15 protein-coding genes, 2 pseudogenes and 1 riboswitch are annotated in these 15,731 nt (G+C 72.8%); of the genes and pseudogenes, 8 read left to right on the top strand and 9 right to left on the bottom strand.

Features of this window, described 5'->3' with window-relative positions; translation table 11 throughout:
• Nucleotides 1-73 precede the first annotated feature (73 nt).
• On the top strand, nt 74-391 hold the full coding sequence (locus tag JJ683_RS14605; protein WP_200175183.1) for a DUF2530 domain-containing protein: 318 nt from the start codon (nt 74-76) through the stop codon (nt 389-391).
• Nucleotides 392-408: 17 nt separating this feature from the next.
• On the opposite strand, the gene JJ683_RS14600 is transcribed toward JJ683_RS14605, so the two are convergent.
• Nucleotides 409-3,450, bottom strand: coding sequence for a sacsin N-terminal ATP-binding-like domain-containing protein (locus tag JJ683_RS14600; protein WP_307810953.1), 3,042 nt, complete (start codon nt 3,448-3,450; stop codon nt 409-411).
• Nucleotides 3,440-4,375, bottom strand: a complete 936-nt coding sequence (locus tag JJ683_RS14595; RefSeq protein ID WP_200175182.1) for a DUF3027 domain-containing protein — start codon at nt 4,373-4,375, stop codon at nt 3,440-3,442. Before JJ683_RS14595 ends, JJ683_RS14600 begins: the two co-directional genes overlap by 11 nt.
• A gap of 318 nt (nt 4,376-4,693) precedes the next feature.
• Here JJ683_RS14595 and JJ683_RS14590 point away from each other — a divergent pair, with 318 nt between their 5' ends.
• On the top strand, nt 4,694-6,505 hold the full coding sequence (locus tag JJ683_RS14590; RefSeq protein ID WP_200175213.1) for an MFS transporter: 1,812 nt from the start codon (nt 4,694-4,696) through the stop codon (nt 6,503-6,505).
• Between the two features lie 105 nt (nt 6,506-6,610).
• Nucleotides 6,611-7,192: a DUF2771 family protein gene (locus JJ683_RS14585; RefSeq protein ID WP_200175181.1), complete on the top strand. Its 582-nt coding sequence runs from the start codon at nt 6,611-6,613 to the stop codon at nt 7,190-7,192.
• 86 nt (nt 7,193-7,278) lie between these two features.
• Here JJ683_RS14585 and JJ683_RS14580 read toward each other — a convergent pair whose 3' ends face one another.
• The gene (locus JJ683_RS14580) at nt 7,279-7,689 is read right to left on the bottom strand and encodes a cold-shock protein (protein ID WP_200175180.1); all 411 of its coding nucleotides are present in this window, start codon (nt 7,687-7,689) and stop codon (nt 7,279-7,281) included.
• Nucleotides 7,690-8,005: 316 nt separating this feature from the next.
• Between JJ683_RS14580 and JJ683_RS14575 the strand changes: the two genes are divergently transcribed.
• On the top strand, nt 8,006-8,275 hold the full coding sequence (locus JJ683_RS14575) for a hypothetical protein (protein ID WP_200175179.1): 270 nt from the start codon (nt 8,006-8,008) through the stop codon (nt 8,273-8,275).
• Nucleotides 8,276-8,290: 15 nt separating this feature from the next.
• Here JJ683_RS14575 and JJ683_RS14570 read toward each other — a convergent pair whose 3' ends face one another.
• Nucleotides 8,291-9,499 (bottom strand): sulfate/molybdate ABC transporter ATP-binding protein, encoded by a 1,209-nt coding sequence (locus tag JJ683_RS14570; protein ID WP_200175211.1) that lies wholly within the window; start codon nt 9,497-9,499, stop codon nt 8,291-8,293.
• Between the two features lie 229 nt (nt 9,500-9,728).
• Nucleotides 9,729-10,523, bottom strand: a pseudogene (locus JJ683_RS14565) (ABC transporter permease); the annotation flags it as partial.
• A gap of 143 nt (nt 10,524-10,666) precedes the next feature.
• Here JJ683_RS14565 and moaA point away from each other — a divergent pair.
• The 3 genes from moaA to JJ683_RS14550 all read left to right on the top strand — a co-directional run bounded on the left by moaA (nt 10,667) and on the right by JJ683_RS14550 (nt 13,344).
• Nucleotides 10,667-11,743 carry a GTP 3',8-cyclase MoaA gene (moaA, locus tag JJ683_RS14560; protein WP_200175176.1) on the top strand — a complete coding sequence of 359 codons (1,077 nt, stop codon included), beginning with the start codon at nt 10,667-10,669 and terminating at the stop codon, nt 11,741-11,743.
• Between the two features lie 97 nt (nt 11,744-11,840).
• On the top strand, nt 11,841-12,110 hold the full coding sequence (locus JJ683_RS14555; RefSeq protein WP_200175175.1) for a MoaD/ThiS family protein: 270 nt from the start codon (nt 11,841-11,843) through the stop codon (nt 12,108-12,110).
• A gap of 357 nt (nt 12,111-12,467) precedes the next feature.
• Nucleotides 12,468-12,681, top strand: a riboswitch (cyclic di-AMP (ydaO/yuaA leader).
• A gap of 9 nt (nt 12,682-12,690) precedes the next feature.
• Nucleotides 12,691-13,344 (top strand): transglycosylase family protein, encoded by a 654-nt coding sequence (locus JJ683_RS14550; protein WP_200175174.1) that lies wholly within the window; start codon nt 12,691-12,693, stop codon nt 13,342-13,344.
• 243 nt (nt 13,345-13,587) lie between these two features.
• Here JJ683_RS14550 and JJ683_RS14545 read toward each other — a convergent pair whose 3' ends face one another.
• The 4 genes from JJ683_RS14545 to JJ683_RS14530 are packed head-to-tail and all read right to left on the bottom strand — an operon-like array spanning nt 13,588 to nt 15,308.
• Nucleotides 13,588-14,046, bottom strand: a complete 459-nt coding sequence (locus JJ683_RS14545) for a molybdenum cofactor biosynthesis protein MoaE (protein ID WP_200175173.1) — start codon at nt 14,044-14,046, stop codon at nt 13,588-13,590.
• Entirely contained in the window at nt 14,043-14,540 is a 498-nt protein-coding gene (locus JJ683_RS14540) for a MogA/MoaB family molybdenum cofactor biosynthesis protein (protein WP_307810954.1), read from the bottom strand. The genes JJ683_RS14545 and JJ683_RS14540 overlap by 4 nt, the downstream gene beginning before the upstream one ends.
• A 38-nt stretch (nt 14,541-14,578) precedes the next feature.
• Nucleotides 14,579-15,067 (bottom strand): cyclic pyranopterin monophosphate synthase MoaC, encoded by a 489-nt coding sequence (gene moaC, locus JJ683_RS14535; protein WP_200175171.1) that lies wholly within the window; start codon nt 15,065-15,067, stop codon nt 14,579-14,581.
• 58 nt (nt 15,068-15,125) lie between these two features.
• On the bottom strand, nt 15,126-15,308 hold the full coding sequence (locus JJ683_RS14530) for a hypothetical protein (RefSeq protein WP_200175209.1): 183 nt from the start codon (nt 15,306-15,308) through the stop codon (nt 15,126-15,128).
• A gap of 102 nt (nt 15,309-15,410) precedes the next feature.
• Here JJ683_RS14530 and JJ683_RS14525 point away from each other — a divergent pair.
• Nucleotides 15,411-15,731: pseudogene (locus JJ683_RS14525) on the top strand (helicase-associated domain-containing protein); the annotation flags it as partial.

The following is a 15,731-nucleotide window of genomic DNA, read 5'->3' as shown; positions in this document are numbered from 1 at the left end:
GCCCGCGCCCATGGCGTTCCTCTCACCGCCGCGCACTGCCGGTGGCAGCTGACGTCCGGGTAGTCTCAGCCCCGTGAACGACGAGCAACCCGGCGCCCCGGACGAGCCGCACGCACCGCGCACCGCTGCGGCGCCCCCTGGCACCGGCGGCGCGCCGGAAGGGCCCACGCTCCCCGCCGCCGTGCTGGACCCCCGCCCCGTCGTCGCCGCCGGGTTCGGCGCCTGGATCATCGCGACCGTCCTCATCCTGGTCACCCAGGGAACCTCGGCGAGCGCACTCCCCGTCTGCTATGCGGGGCTGGTCATCGGCGCGCTCGGCACCGCCGTCTTCTTGGTGCAACGGCGCGGCGCACGGTCGGGGCGCAAGGGCGCCCAACAGGGCCTGGCCTGAGTTCTGCGCCGCGGGCGTCAGTCCCGCTGCGCCGCGGCGGCACCGGCGACGGCCGCCGCCCACGCCCCGTCGGTGTGCACGGTGCCCTCGCCGTCGATCCACCAGGGCACCGCCACCTCGCGCGGCCCCTCACCCCCCATTTCGGCGTGCACGGCGAGTCCGTCCTCGTGCACCACCAACGGCCCGTACGGTAGCTCGACGCCGGCCTGCACCGCGGCTACGACCGCGCCGGGTTCCGCCTCCCAGGTGCTGCGCCGTCCGGACGACGTCACCGACGCGCGTACCACCCGCGACGCCAACTCGACGTCCAGCAGATCGGCCAGCGCGTCTGCGCCGGCGACGGCGCCCACCACCAACCGCAGCTGCGGCACCACCGCGGCGAGCCATGGACGGTCCAGCACGAGTGCCTCCGCCGCGGCCACGACGCTGCCATCCACCGCGCGCACGGCGTCCGGCGGTGCGACGTCGTCCAGACCGACGGTCCCGTCCTCCAGTGCCCCCGCCAGCATTCGGTGCGCGTGCACGATGACTGCGGGCCGCGGCGTGCGGGCGTGGTCGGCGAGCCGCCGGATCAGCGTCCGGGCCAGCCCCGCGCTGTCCACCGTGCCGCGAGCGAGGACACCCCTGCCGATCGCCGTCCGCAGATCACCGGACGGCCCCGCGGAGTCTGCGGCGGATGCTTGCGGACCGGGAAAAACGTCGAGGAGCCCCTCGAACGTCGGGTCGTCGCCGCGCAGGGCCGCGACAGGGGTCCCGTCGATCTCCGCGTGCCGACGCAGCCACCACGCGGTGTAGCCGTCGCGATCATCGAGCAGCGGTCGGATCCGCCCATCACCGGCCAACACCCGCAGCGCCTCGCTCCATCTGTGCGGGTCCACCAGGTCCAGGTCGCGCACGGCGACGAGGGTCTCGGGTTCGTCGTCCAAGGCCGACCACCAGGCGGCCTCGTCGTCCAGGTCGTGATCGGGACCTGTGGGCGCTTCGTCGCGCATTACGCTGAATCCCCAGCCCACTCCGACGGCGCGGGCCGCGTCGATCCCATACTCTTCGACCACGCACGCGTCGAGCATGCCGAACGGGGAGTCCGCGACGAGCACCTCCGCCAGCGGCGCCCCCGGCGCCAACAGCTCGTCGGCGGCGCGCAGTTCGCCGCATGCGTCCGGCAGTGGGAGCATGCCGAGCCAGTCCGGCAGCATCTCTGTCGACCCGTCCCCTGCCGGCGTCTCCGCCGCGGTCAGGCGCACGAGCCGCAGAACCGCGTCCGCGAGGCCGCTCACACCCTCCGGAGCGCCGCCGGTGGGTGTGTCGCGGCCGCCTGCCGGAAACTCCCCGGTGAGTGCCGATTCGAGCTCGTCTTCGACCGCGGTGCGCAGGGCGGGGTCGGTCAGCAGATCACCGGTGCGGACCTGGGCGGCGCCGAGCCGGAGCAGCAGTCCGTGCGCCGCGGCCGGATGGACGAGCCGCACCCACGGCAGCATCGGCACGGCGCTCGTGTCCGGGGCGCCGCCCTGCGGGTCCGCGGGCAGGTCGTCGCCGATGACGACGGTGCGGGGGCCGGTGACGGTGCGTCCGTCGGCGAGGGGAACCGGCAGTGCCCCGAGCTGGTCGAGCACCGCCGAGTCCGCCGCCAGCGGCTCCAGGGCTGCGTACAGCCGCCCCCACCATGACGGCGGCCGGTCCACGCCGGTGAGCAGTTCCACCAGTCCGGCGGCGGTAAGGGTCCTCACCCCGTACGGTGCGAGGAGCGTCTGCGCCCGCGGCCCGGAGAACTCCGGTGCCACCAGAGAGTCGACGGTGTCGTGCAGCACCTCGGCGAGATCGCCGGTGAGACCCGGAACGATGATCGCCGCCCCACCGGTCGCGTCGCGTCCCTGCACGGTCGGCAGCCACCGGCGGGTGCCGAGCGCCGCGGTGATGTCCTCACGCATTCGGGCGTCGACCGGCCCCCGCGGAAAACCGGCCTCCGGCAGCAGGCGCAGCCTCTCCTCCGCCGGCACCGCACACACCAGATCGGGATAGTGCGACGCCGCCGTGCTCAGCACGGTGCCGGGCATGAGCCGGCGGCGGTCGGGGGCCATCGGTGCGTCGGCGATGAGCAGCGCAGGCAGCGAGAGCTCCTCGTCGGAACGGGTGGGTGCGCGCACAACGTCCGGAGCCCCGGCCACCACCGCGCCGTCCTCCATCCGCGCGAGCCACCGGGCGCCCGGCACGGACGCCTCGAGCCACGTCGCGACGACGCCCGCCGGATCCCTGATCCGGCGGTAGCACAGCACCGGGCCCTGCCTACCGCCCCCGGCGGTTCCGTCATGCGCCCCGGCCCCGATCGATTCATCGTCGCGCGTCCACCGCAGGTCGCCGACGGTGATGGCGGTGAGCGCCGGAAGCTCCAGAAGCAGTTCAGGCGCCTCCGCGCAGAACGACTCCGTCAATGCGCCGGAGTCGACCCCCGCGCGCAGGCCGACGACCACCTCCGTGTCCGCACCGGCCGAGGGCTCCGCCGGGGACGGCCACGGCAGCCGCAGCGTCGGCACGCCCTCCGCCGGCTCCGGCACCCCCGCCGCCGCAACGGCGGCGCGTGTGCACTCTGCAGAGAACACGATGCCGCCGCGCCGCGACCGGATCTCCGCCCTGTCGCCCAACGCCGTCACCGCGGTGAAGCCCACGCCGAACCGGCCTACGCCGCCGGTCTTCGCGGACGCCCGCAGCGCGCACAGGGTGTCGACCCCGGCGCGGCTCAGCGGCGCACCCGTGTTGGCGACGCGCAGCTCATCACCGTCGGGACCGGTCCCCACCACGACGGTGAGCTCACCGGCCACCCCCGCCTCCGCGGCCGCGTCCGCGGCGTTCTGGGCGAGTTCGGTGAGGACACGGTCCCGGTATCCGCCCCGACGGAGATCCGCCTCCGCCGCGGCGTCCTCCCGGAGCCGAGTCGGCGAGCGCCGCCAAGATACCAGCGTCGCGTCGCGGAGGTCGGCGGTATCGAACGGGTCCGCAGTATCGAACGGGTCCGCGTTCTCCGACGGATCGTGCGGACGATCCGCGATGCGGTCAGTCGTCACTGGTCCCCGTGGACGGCGCCCCACCGGTCCCCATGGACGGCGCCCCACCGGTCCCCATGGACGGCGCCGTCTGCCCCGCGCCGGACACGGCGGCCTCGTCGGCGTGCGTCGGCGCCTGCACCGTCACCGACTCGAACGCCCCGTCGTCATACGGATCGTATGCGGGTGAGCCTGCGCCGGTGGGCAGTGAAGTGTCCGAGTGCGCACCGCAGCCGTAATGGGCGTGCACCACGGCGCCGTCGGCGGCGAACGCGTTTCCGCACACGCCGAACTCCCCGTGGAGCGCCCCCGCCAGCGGAAGGTAGAAGCCGCACCCGTCGCATGTGCCCGGCGCCGCCTTGGCCATTCCCGAGCCCGGGCCGTGATCGCCGTCGTGCCAGCGCTGCGCGGCGAGATCGCGCCCCTCACGGCTCATCACCTGACGCCGGCCCAGCCCGACTTCCCAGGCCACCTCGTCGACTTCCGGATCACCGTTCGCGACATAGCCCGGTACCAAGCGCGGATCGTCGGCGGGCGGGGGCAGGAGGTCGCCGGGGCCGAGGTCGCCGGGGCGCACCCGCTCCTCCCACGGGGTCCATTGCGGCGCGACGAGCGCATCGACCCCCGGAAGCAGTGCGATCTCGCTGACCGTCGCCGCATCCGAATCCGGCGCGGCCGCCACCACCACCACCCACTGCCATCCGCGGTACCCCTGGATGTCCGCGGCGAAGTAGTGCGAAGCGGACGCATCGTCTTCGCTCACCGTGACGAGATGGTCGCCCACGGCGCCCTCGCCGAGCTCGACGACCGCGGCGCGCGCGAGCGTGACCGCGTCGGCGAGCACGCGCGGCACGTCCGCCGCGGCGGGATCCGTCGCGGCGTCCGCGGACGACGCGACGGCACGATCACCTGCAGTGGGATAGTCGACGGAATTCACAGCCCCCATTTTGCCGTATAGCCCCGAGTCCGTCACGGCGGCCGCCGTCTCCCGCCCCGCCCGGCGGTGTTCACTGTCACACTCGGGGACATTCCGGGCCGCCCCCTGTCGGCACGGTCCGCGCTTCTGGGGAAGAATCGACACGTGACCGAAGACGATCCACGCCACCGGCCCGGGTGGCCGCGCAGGCGACCGTCGCGTGACGGCGGCCCGGACCGCAACGGTGACACCGCATACCCGCACGCGCCGCACGACGGGCGGCGCGTGGGCGCTCCCGGCGGTACGGAGTTCATCCCGCACGCCCCCTCCGTACCCCGCCACCCGGGGATGGCGAATTACCCGACCCACCCCGACCCGTATCCGGCGGACGCTGCGTGCGGAGCTCGCGGGGACGATCCGGTCGCCCACGATCCGCACTCCGGACACACGCACCGCGCGCCCCGGGCCCGCCGCCAGGATCCGCCGCGCCGCCAGGATCCGCCGCGCCGCCCGTCGCTCCCGCCGCTGCACGGGGACGCCGCGGCAGGACGCACCCGCGCCGTCGACGCCCCCGACACGTCGGGTGACGCCGACGGGGTCCGTGCGCCGCACGCGGACAGCTCCGCGGACGGCGTGGACCACGCCCGGCAGGACGGCGCCCGCGGCGGACGGCGAGGCAAGGGCCTGCCGCGCAAGATCACAGTCACCCGTGTGGCCGCCATGCGCAGCCGCCAGCTCACCGCCCAGGGGATCGCCTCCGTGCGCCGCGCAGCCAGCGCGGACGGCGCCGACAAATCCGGACTCACCGCGCTCATCTGGGCGTACATGGCCAACTTCGCCTGCGACGCAGCACTGACTGTGGCCCTGGCCAACACCCTGTTCTTCTCCGCAGCCACCGGCGAGTCGAAGACCAAGGTGGCCCTGTACCTGCTGGTGACGTTGGCGCCGTTCGCCGTCATCGCGCCGTTGATCGGCCCCGCACTCGACCGGATCCAGCGCGGGCGCCGCATCGCACTCGCCTCCTCGTACGGGGTGCGCGTCGTGCTCGCGATCATCCTCGCGCTCAACTTCGACTCGTGGGTGCTCTACCCGGCGGCCCTCGGCATGCTGGTGATGAGCAAGTCGTTCTCCGTACTCAAATCCGCCGTCACGCCGCGACTCCTGCCCCCGGACATGGACCTGGTGCGCGTCAACTCCCGGCTGCAGATCTTCGGCCTGGTGGGCGGCACCACGGTCGCGGGCGCGATCGCCGGAATCGTCGCGTTCGCAGCCGGGTCCTCGGGCGCGCTGTGGCTCACGGCGGTGTTCGCGCTCGGCGGCGCGTACCTGAGCATGCGCATCCCCGCGTGGGTGGAGGTCACCGAGGGCGAGATCGCCACCACCTTCACCTACCACGGGACCCCTGCCCCCGCTGCCGCGCCCGACGTGGAAGGCCGGCCCGGCTCGGAGGCACGTGAAGGCTCCACCCGCCGCCGTCGCCTAGGGCGCGGCAGGTCCGCATCCTCCTCCCTGCGCCAGCCGTTGGGACACAACATACTCACCGGGCTGTGGGGAACCGGCACGATCAAGGTCCTCATCGGATTTCTGTTCCTGTACATCCCGTTCGTCGCCAAGGCGCACGCCGACGAGGAAGGCCTGCTGGGCCTGATTCTCACGGGAATGATCGCGGTCGCCGCCGGCGCCGGCAACGTGGCGGGGAACGCGGCGGGCGCACGGATCACGCTGCGCAAGCCCGCGACGGTCGTGCTCTGGTGCACTGCGGCCGCATTCATCGCCGCGGCCTTCGCGGCCGGCACGCACGTACTCGCCACGGTGGCGCTGGCCGCGCTGCTCGGCAACATCGCGAGCGCGCTGGCCAAGGTCTCGCTCGACGCCGCGATCCAGCAGGACCTCCCCGACCGGTCCCGGGCGTCGGCCTTCGGACGTTCGGAGACGATCCTCCAGCTCAGCTGGGTCCTCGGCGGCGCACTCGGCGTACTGCTGCCCACCGACTACTGGATAGGGTTCACGGTGATCTCGTGCATCCTGGTGGTGGGACTGGTCCAGACCGTGCTCATATCGCAGGGCAGGTCGGTGATCCCCGCCTTCCGCGGCCGCAGGCCCGACACCGTCGCGCCCGAGATCGCAGCCGACGCGGCACGGTCGTCGCCCACGGGCTGAACCGGCGGCAGGCGATAGACGGCTATCGCAGGGAGGGCAGGCCTCGCAGGAAGGGCCGTCCGAGCGCCGGGAGACACCGGCGACGCAGAGATCGAGGAGCACCAGGTGAGCACAACCGACGCACGCACCCGCCGGAGCGCAAAGCGCCCGCGCCGGGTCCGCAGCCGCCGCACCCGGCTGATCCTGCGCAGCCTCATCGCGGTCGTCGCCGTGGCGGCCGTCGTGGGTGTCACGTTCCTCGTCCTGGCCATCGTCACCGACGACACGGTCGAACGGCCCGTGGTCACGGCCACCGCCGGCGACCGCACCGTGGAGGTGGAGCCCTTCGAATGGTGCGATCCGCAGACGCCCACCGAGTGCGACACTCCCGGCGAGACGGCCGACATCCCCGTGCGCGAAGGCACCCCGCTGGTCATCGATGTCCCCGACGCCATCGCGAAAGCCCCCTGGAGCTTGAAGCGCTACTACGTCGACCCCGGTGTCGTGGACGGCGGTGTGGGTTCGCTGATCCCGGAGGAGCAGATCTTCACTCCCGGCAGCACCCGAAGCATCACCGTGCCACCGGTGAACCCGGACGGCAACGTTCTCGCCGGCGTCGAGATCACCCTGCCCACCGGCATCATCGACCAGGCGACAGGCGACGTCACGTACATCGACCACGCGACGTGGTCCATCAAGACCCGCTGATCCCGCCCTTGTAAGCATCGGAGCGGCCGGGCCCGCGACGGGCCCGGCCGCTCCGCGGCGTACCGGCATGGGTCAGCGTGCGGCGATCACGCGTCCAGCTCGCGCGCGACCGCCCGCACGACCTCGGAGATCCTTTGAGCCGTCTTACGGTCGGGATAACGTCCCTTGCGCAGATCGGGCTGCACTGTCGCCTCCAGCAGGGTGATCATGTCCTCGACCATCCCGTGCAGCTCGTCGGGGGAGCGCCGGTGCGCGGCGTCGCGGCGGGACTGCCGGCCGCGGCGCACCGATGGCGCCGGCTCGAGCACCTGCACGCGCAGCGCCTGCGGTCCCCGCCGCCCCGTCGCCATGTCGAACTCGACCCGCTGGCCGGCCTTGAGCGACTCGACCCCCTCGGGCAATGCGCCCGACCGGACGTAGACGTCCTCACCCGAGTCCTGCGCGAGGAAACCGAAGCCCTTCGCGCTGTCGTACCATTTCACTTTGCCTGCCGGCACCGTGTTCACCCTCTCGAAGCGAAAGAACGCGACTGTGCGAAGACCGTCGCCGTGTTCGAACCACCGCCATTGTGTTCGAAGACCCGCACTGCGGGGACTGCCGGACGCGCCGCGGGGAACTTCACGCATGGTGCGGGCGCATGCCACCCGCACGACTGACGCGCCCCGCACACCGCAGGACGCGCCTTCACCCCGAGACTACCCCCGATGCCGCGTGCCCCGCGCCGTGCCCGGCCGGTGCCGCCGGCCGCTCCCGCGGGGGCCGCACGCGCGGTCGGCGTCCTGCGCGCAGCGCCGACGCGCTACCGTGGTACGGGTGAGCGACGCACCGACACCCGCCAGCACCACACGCCCCGGCACCACGATCGAACCGGGCACCACCGGACACCCGGTCTCGACGGCGATCATCCGGCTCGGCATCGTGCTGTTCGCCGCGGGCCTGATCGCGATCGTGATCTCGTTCGCCGCACCGGTCTTCCACACGCACCTGAGCACCTACTTCTACTTCGCCGCCATGCTCTGCCCGCTCGGGATGATCATCGGGGTCGTCGGCGCTCTCGCGTCCGGCCGCAGGCAACGCGCCTGACAAACCGCCGCACCATCAGCCGGGGTACACCCGCACCTCCGAGGCCTTGACGACGAACACGGCCTCGTCGCCGGCCGCGATGCCCAGCTCCCGGGCCGCCGTCGTGGTCATCTCCGCCATCAGCGGGATGCCCGCGCCGTCAGACGCGCGCACGCGGATCGCGTCGCCGCGGGCCTCCACCGCGGTCACGCGCACTGGGAAAACGTTGCGCGGGCTCCCGTGCGGCGCCGTGCGGTACACCGCCACCGCCCGGGGCGAGAACACCGCCACCGCGGGCTCGCCCGCCGCCAACCGATGCAACGTGCCGCCTTCCACCTGCGCCTCGGATACGGTGCGGATCGCCGCCGGAGTCGACGGTGCGTCGCCCTCCACGGCCGGGGTCCGGGAGCCCTGCCTCGCGGCCGCCGCACCGTCGGGCCGGACCCGCCCGGTCCGGACCCTCTCGGGGCGTCTCCGGCGGATCCACCCGCCGCCGTGGCCTGCCGCACCGGTCCCGGCCGACTCCGACGCCGCATCGACTGCGTCGACCGCGTGCCCCGACACCATGTTGGTGCCGGCGAGGTCGGCGGCGAACGGGCTTCGCGGCGACCGCAGCACCCTCTCGACGGGTCCGTCGTCGACGACGGACCCGTTGTCGAGCACGACGATCCTGTCCGCCAGCGTCAGCGCGTCGACCAAGTCGTGCGTGACGATGATGGCCGCGCTGCGCCCGCCCGTCGCGGCCGCGCGGTCGTGCAGCACACGGCGCAGCATCGAACGGACCTGCGCGGCGACCGCCACGTCGAGCGAACCCATCGGCTCGTCCAGCAGCAGCACCTCCGGCCCCGCAGCGAGCGCCCGGGCGATGGCGACGCGCTGTGCCTGACCGCCGGAGAGCTTCCGCGGCTTGCGCGCCGCCAAGTCCGCGGCGCCGACCTCCGCCAACCAGCGCCGCGCCGTCTCGGCGGACTCCTGCCTTCCCATGCCCTGGCTGCGGGGACCGAACTCGACGTTCTCCGCCGCCGACAGGCTGCCGAACAGCAGCGAGTCCTGTGCCAGCAAACCCACCTTGCGCCGGGCCACGGGCACGTCCGTGCCCGTGGCCGTGTCGAGCAGCACGCGGTCGCCTGCCCGGACACGCCCCGAGTCCGGGTGCACCAGGCCTGCGATCACGGACAGCAACGTCGACTTGCCGGCCCCGTTGGGGCCGAGCACTGCGACCACCTCCCCGGGGGCCAGGCGCATGGACACGGCGAACCCCCGCTCGATCACGGTCGCCTCGACCGACAGCCACGGCGCGCCGGCGGCGTCCGCACCCCCGTCCCGCTCACCGAATCCGGACACGCCCACGCTCCCGTCATTCCTCACGCAACCGGCTCCTCACGAGCCCCCCTGCGCCGGGTACGTCCCGTCGCGTTCCGTCCTTGTTCCTCGCGCGCCGGCTCCGGCCGCCCTGTGCGCGCGGCCGGGCGCCCCGGCCGTGTATCGCGATGACGACCACCACCGCCACGACGATGAGCACCATCGACAGCGCCACCGCCGCGTCCGGATCGTCCACACGCTGCAAGTAGATCTCCAGGGGCAGCGTACGGGTCCGCCCCTGCAGGCTGCCTGCGAAGGTGATCGTCGCGCCGAACTCTCCCAGCGACCGTGCGAACGCCAGGACGACGCCGGAGACAAGACCGGGCATCACCATCGGCAACGTGACCTTGCGGAGCACGCGGCCGGGACGCGCCCCCAGCGTCGACGCCACCGCCTCGTACCGCGTGTCCATGCCGCGGAGCGCGCCTTCCAGGCTCAGCACGAGGAACGGGAGGGAAACGAATACCTGGGCCAGCACGACCGCGGCGGTGGAGAAGGCGATGTCGATGCCCAGCGCCTGTAACCGTGCCCCCGCGATGCCGCCCCGACCGAAGGTGTAGAGCAGAGCGAGGCCGCCCACCACCGGGGGAAGGACCAAGGGGACGAGCACCACGGCCCGTACCGGCCGCACCCAGCGCCCTGGGGACCGGGCCAGGAGGATCGCCATCGGCACGCCCAGGACCACCACGATCACAGTGGCGGCCGCCGCGGTCTGCAGACTCAGGCGCAGGGCCGTCAGGGACGACGGCGACGAGATCAGGCCCAGGAAGCGGTCCCACGGCACCGTCGCCGCGAGCCCGGCGATGGGCAGTCCGATGACGAGAACCCCGACCGCGGCGGGCAGGAACAGCCATGCGGGTGCGGCGACGGGGCTCCGCCGCCGGGTCCCGGTCCGCGTCCGCAGCATTCGCACATCATATGCGTCTTTTTCGCCACCGCATGCTGGCATATGCGTTTCCCGGGGCGTCGCCGACGCTGCCGGCCGCGAGCGCGGCGACTTATCCACGGTTCACTGCTCGACGCGACGCCGATGGCGGATAGGGTGGTCGTATGACAGCGGTCAACCTGGGGCTACCGGCCATGGGCAAGGCTGCCGGCCCGTCGGGGCCCGACGAGGCCGACGCGCGGTTCGCCCACGGCCCACTGGCGGACACCTTCGGGCGGGTCGCCACGGACCTGCGCGTATCACTGACGGACCGTTGCAACCTCCGATGCACATACTGCATGCCGGCCGAAGGGCTCGATTGGCTGCCCACGGAGGAGGTCCTCACCGCGGACGAGCTCACCAGACTGTTGCGCATCGGCACGCGCGACCTCGGCATCACGCAGATCCGGTTCACCGGCGGTGAACCGCTGCTGCGACGCGATATCGTCGACATCATCGCCGCCGCCGCGGGCCTTGACCCGCGCCCCGCATTGGCGCTGACCACGAACGGCGTGGGACTCGCCCGCAAGGCGCAGGCGCTCGCCGGCGCGGGGCTCGACCGGGTCAACGTCTCATTGGATACCATCGACCCCGACGAGTACGCGGCCATCACCCGGCGGAACCGCCTGGACGACGCCCTCGCCGGCCTGCGCGCTGCGCACGATGCCGGCCTCACGCCCGTCAAGGTCAACGCCGTACTCAAGCCGGACCTCAACGCAGAAGACGCGCCGGCACTACTCGAGTACTGCCTGGAGCACGGCTACGAGCTGCGGATCATCGAACAGATGCCGCTGGATGCGGGCCACGACTGGCGCCGGTCGACGATGGTGACGGCGCAGCAGACCCGCGAAGTGCTGGGCGCGCATTTCCGCCTCACCCCCGATCCGGCCCACCGCGGTTCCGCACCGGCCCAGCGGTGGCTGGTCGACGGCGGCCCGGCGACTGTCGGCATCATCGCGTCGGTGACCGAGCCGTTCTGCGCCGCATGCGACCGGACCCGGCTCACCGCCGACGGCCAAGTGCGCAATTGCCTGTTCGCACGCGAGGAGTCCGACCTGCGCGCGTTGCTGCGCGGAGGCGCGGACGACGACGCCATCGCCCGCCGCTGGCGCGCCGCGATGTGGGCGAAGAAGGCCGGGCACGGCATCGACTCCCCCGGCTTCCACCAGCCGGACAGGCCGATGAGCGCCATCGGCGGCTGACGGACCCGTAGGCGTACGCAGGAGCCCCCAGCCCTCCAGCCGATGGCACCCGCCGGCGAGCCGCCATAGACCATGCCCTGACCGAAAGGTGACGCTTGTGAGCGCCCCGACTATCTCGATCCGTTACTTCGCGGGAGCGGCCTCAGCGGCGGGCCGCGACGAGGAGAGCATCGCAAGCCCCTCGCCCACGCCGAGCCTCGACAGCGTCCTCGAGCACCTCGCGACCGTGCGCCCAGAGGTATCCGAGGTTCTCACGCGCTGCTCGTTCCTCTGGGGCGGTGTCGCGGTACGCGACCCCAGTGTGCCGCTGCCCCTCGCCCCCGAGGGGGGCACGCTGGACGTGCTCCCGCCGTTCGCGGGCGGTTGACCCCCGTCACGACCGGCACCGGCACCGGCACCGGCACCAGCACCGGCACCGGCACCGGCAACAGGATCGTTCCCCGGCGCGGGGCGCCGAGTCGACCACGACACACCAAAGCAAGCCGTGGCCCTTGACTTCACGTGACGTGCATCACGTCACGGTACGGTAACGACCCGGCATCGTTAAGTAACACGTCTCCGCTACCTGCACTGATGCCGCATATTTGCAATGAAGACCATTAATGGACTATCAAGCGCCCGCGACGAAGACAGGCGTGACTCGGAGTCCCGTAACGGATAGCGTCGTCCGCGGTCGATGACTCGGCCGATCCGGCCCCGTAACGCCGCACTCCGTCCGACGGGGACCCGGATACCGACGAACAACCCAGGGACGGAAGCGGGGAACCCAAGTCCGCAAAGGACATCGGGGTCAGAAGGACCGGGCGTCACGCCCCGGACACCACACGGCCCCTTGGGGTGAACGCACACCGGATCGGCCGCAGGCCGGCGCGGTGCGCAGGGCTACCTCTCAGCCCCAACCCGACAGCTGACCTCGCAGGCGTGTGTGGAGAGGAACTTCCAGAACGATGGCCGGACGTCACCGCAAGCCCAGCACCGCCGGGCGCACCATGACCAAGATCGCCGTTTCCGGAGCTGTCGCAGGCAGCGCGTCGCTGGCACTCGCCGGCACCGCCAACGCCGCCACCGACGCCCAGTGGAACGCCGTCGCACAGTGCGAGTCGGGCGGCAACTGGTCGATCAACACCGGCAACGGCTACCAGGGCGGGCTCCAGTTCTCCCCCAGCACGTGGGCCGCCTATGGTGGCACGCAGTACGCACCAAGCGCCAACCAGGCCACCAAGAGTCAGCAGATCGCCGTGGCGGAAGAGGTCCTCGCCGGCCAGGGCAAGGGCGCATGGCCCGTGTGCGGCAAGGGACTCGGCGGCTACACCCCGCGCACCCCCGCCGCTCCCGCGCCCGAGCCGGCCCCGGCACCCGCGGTGACGGAAGCCGCGCCCGCGGCCCCGGCCGAGGAAGCCCCCGCCGATGTCGTCAGCCAGATCGTGGACCAGGTCCTCGACTACGCCGCGGACAACAACGTCCCGGTGAGCGACGATTTCCGTACGAACATCCAGGATGCCGCCGCGAAGGCCGTGCACTACGCATCGGCCCAGGGCGTGGACGTCGACCGCGACGTGGTCGCCCACTACCTGACGCTGGCGAACCTCGACCTGGGCTGACACCGGCCCGGCAGAGCACGCCGATGAGGCCCGGCCCGCACCGACATGGTGCTGGCCGGGCCTTTCCTTTGTGCCTGCGGGACGTGCGCTTGCGGGACGTGCGCTTGCGGGAAAATGCGGATGGCCGCGCGCCGTGCAGGCCGAGCGCCCAATCAACCGACTCAGTCGGGAACCGGCGCGCGGATCAGCGGGCGACCACAGCCCGTCGCCGGGGCCGCCGCGCCGGGCGCACCCGCGGCGCCTCTACGCGCAGCCCACCCACTCATCGGTGCCGTCGGAGAAGAATTGGTGCTTCCACACCGGAATCTGTTCCTTGACCGCCTCGACGAGCGCCGCGCAGGCCGCGAACGCCGTACCCCGATGGTCGGCGGAAACGGCCGCCACGAGGGCCTCGTCGCCGATCTCGAGGTCGCCCACACGGTGGCTGACGGCGATGGCCCGGACACCCGGGTGGGTGCCGGCGATCCCGTCTGCCACACGCTGCAGAACGTCCTGCGCGCTGGGGTGCGCCGTGTAGTGCAGCCGGAGCACGCCGCGGCCGCCGTCGTGATCGCGGACGACGCCGCAGAATCCGACGACCGCGCCCGCCGACTCGTGCCCGACGATGTCCTCGTGTCCACGCAGGGTGATCCGCTCGGCGCAGACCGCGGCGCGGCGCACCTCGGCCGTCGCATCCGCACCGCCGGGCGCGTGGACGGTCATGGGTGGTCTCCGCCCCGCAGTTGGTCCACGGCGTGGTCGAGCACCCCGTCGAGCACGCGGAGGCCGTCGCGCACTCCCCCGGACGATCCGGGAAGGTTCACCACCAGGGTGCCCCCCGCCACGCCGGCCAGCCCTCGCGAGAGTACGGCCGTCGGCACCGTGGGCGCGCCCACGGTGCGGATCGCGTCCGCCAGGCCGGGCACCGACCTGTCCAGCAGGGGGGCCGTCTGCTCCGGGGTCGTGTCCGTGGGCGAGATGCCCGTGCCCCCAGAGGTGAGGATGACGTCGGGACGGCCCCGCAGCGCGTCGCTGAGGGCGGCGCCCACCGCGTCGCCGTCGGGTACCACCAGGGCGTCCCCGGCGGCGTAGCCGCGCTCACGCAACCAGGCCACCGCCAGCGGCCCAGCGCGATCCGGGTAGACGCCTCCGGCCGCCCGTGTCGAGGCGACGATGACGACCGCGGTGCGTGCCTCGGAACCGGCCCCGTCCGTGATCGCAGCGTCGGCCCGTCCCCTGCTGTCAGCCCCGGTAGTCACGGCCGGCGCCATTCGCCGGTCTTGCCGCCGTCTTTGGCGAGCACGCGCACGTCGTCCATTCTCGCCGCCGGATCGACGGCCTTGACCATGTCGTGCAGGGTGAGGCCGGCCACCGCCACCGCGGTGAGCGCCTCCATTTCCACCCCGGTGCGGTCCGTGGTGCGGACCGTCGCCGTCACGCCGACGGACTCGTCCCCCACCTCGAACTCCACTGTGACGCCGGATATGGCGATGGGATGGCACAGCGGCACCAGCTCAGGCGTCTTCTTCGCCGCCATGATCCCGGCGATGCGGGCCGCCGCCAGCGCGTCGCCCTTGGGCAGCGCACCGCCCGCCAGCAGGCCGACCACCTGAGTGGTGGTGCGGAAGGTGCCCGCCGCTACGGCACGGCGGGCACTCGCCGACTTGCCGCCGACGTCGACCATCCTGGCGTGTCCCGCAGCGTCGACGTGCGTCAATGCCGCCGCGCTGTCGTCGACGTTCATCGGGACACCTCCTGCGTGCCCGCCGTCGGCGCCGCACCGACGCCCGGCATGTGGGCGGTCAGCGGTTCGGCACCGTGATGGGGTGCACGTACGGCAAGTCCTCCGCGGGCAACGGCAGCTCGATGAGCTCGCCGAAAGGCGACAGCCCGCCCGAACGCGCAGACGACAGCTCCGTCACGGCATGCTCGCCCTCGGGAAGCTCGGGCCATCCCGAATCATGACGGTGATGGGACACAGCGATCTCGACATTGTGGGCGTTCTCCGCCACCGATTTCTCAGCCACGGGCCCATTTTGGCAGTCGCCGCCGACATCGGCCAGCCCAGGTCACTAACCTGAGTCCCGATGGCCACGGAAAGCACTGCAGACCCCGACGTCGACCACGCGGCGAACGGCGGTGGGATCGGGCTCGCCGAGTGGCTGCGCAGGCGCACGGACGACGAGCTTGCGCAGCTCGTGCGGCTGCGCCCGGACCTCGCCGTCGCGCCCCCCGCAACGACGGCCGTGCTGGCGGACCGCGCTGCGCAGCGCATGTCGGTGCACCGGGCCGCCGAGGACCACGACACGCTGGCCATGGCGGTCCTGGCCGTGCTGGCCGGCGCCGACGCCGACGCGGCCCCGGTCCCGGCCGACGCCGTGCACGACGCTCTCGACGCGGCCGCGGGG

Source organism: Tomitella cavernea (genome assembly GCF_016599145.1).
Lineage (GTDB): Bacteria > Actinomycetota > Actinomycetes > Mycobacteriales > Mycobacteriaceae > Tomitella > Tomitella cavernae.
This window is presented reverse-complemented; position numbering and strand designations above follow the sequence as displayed.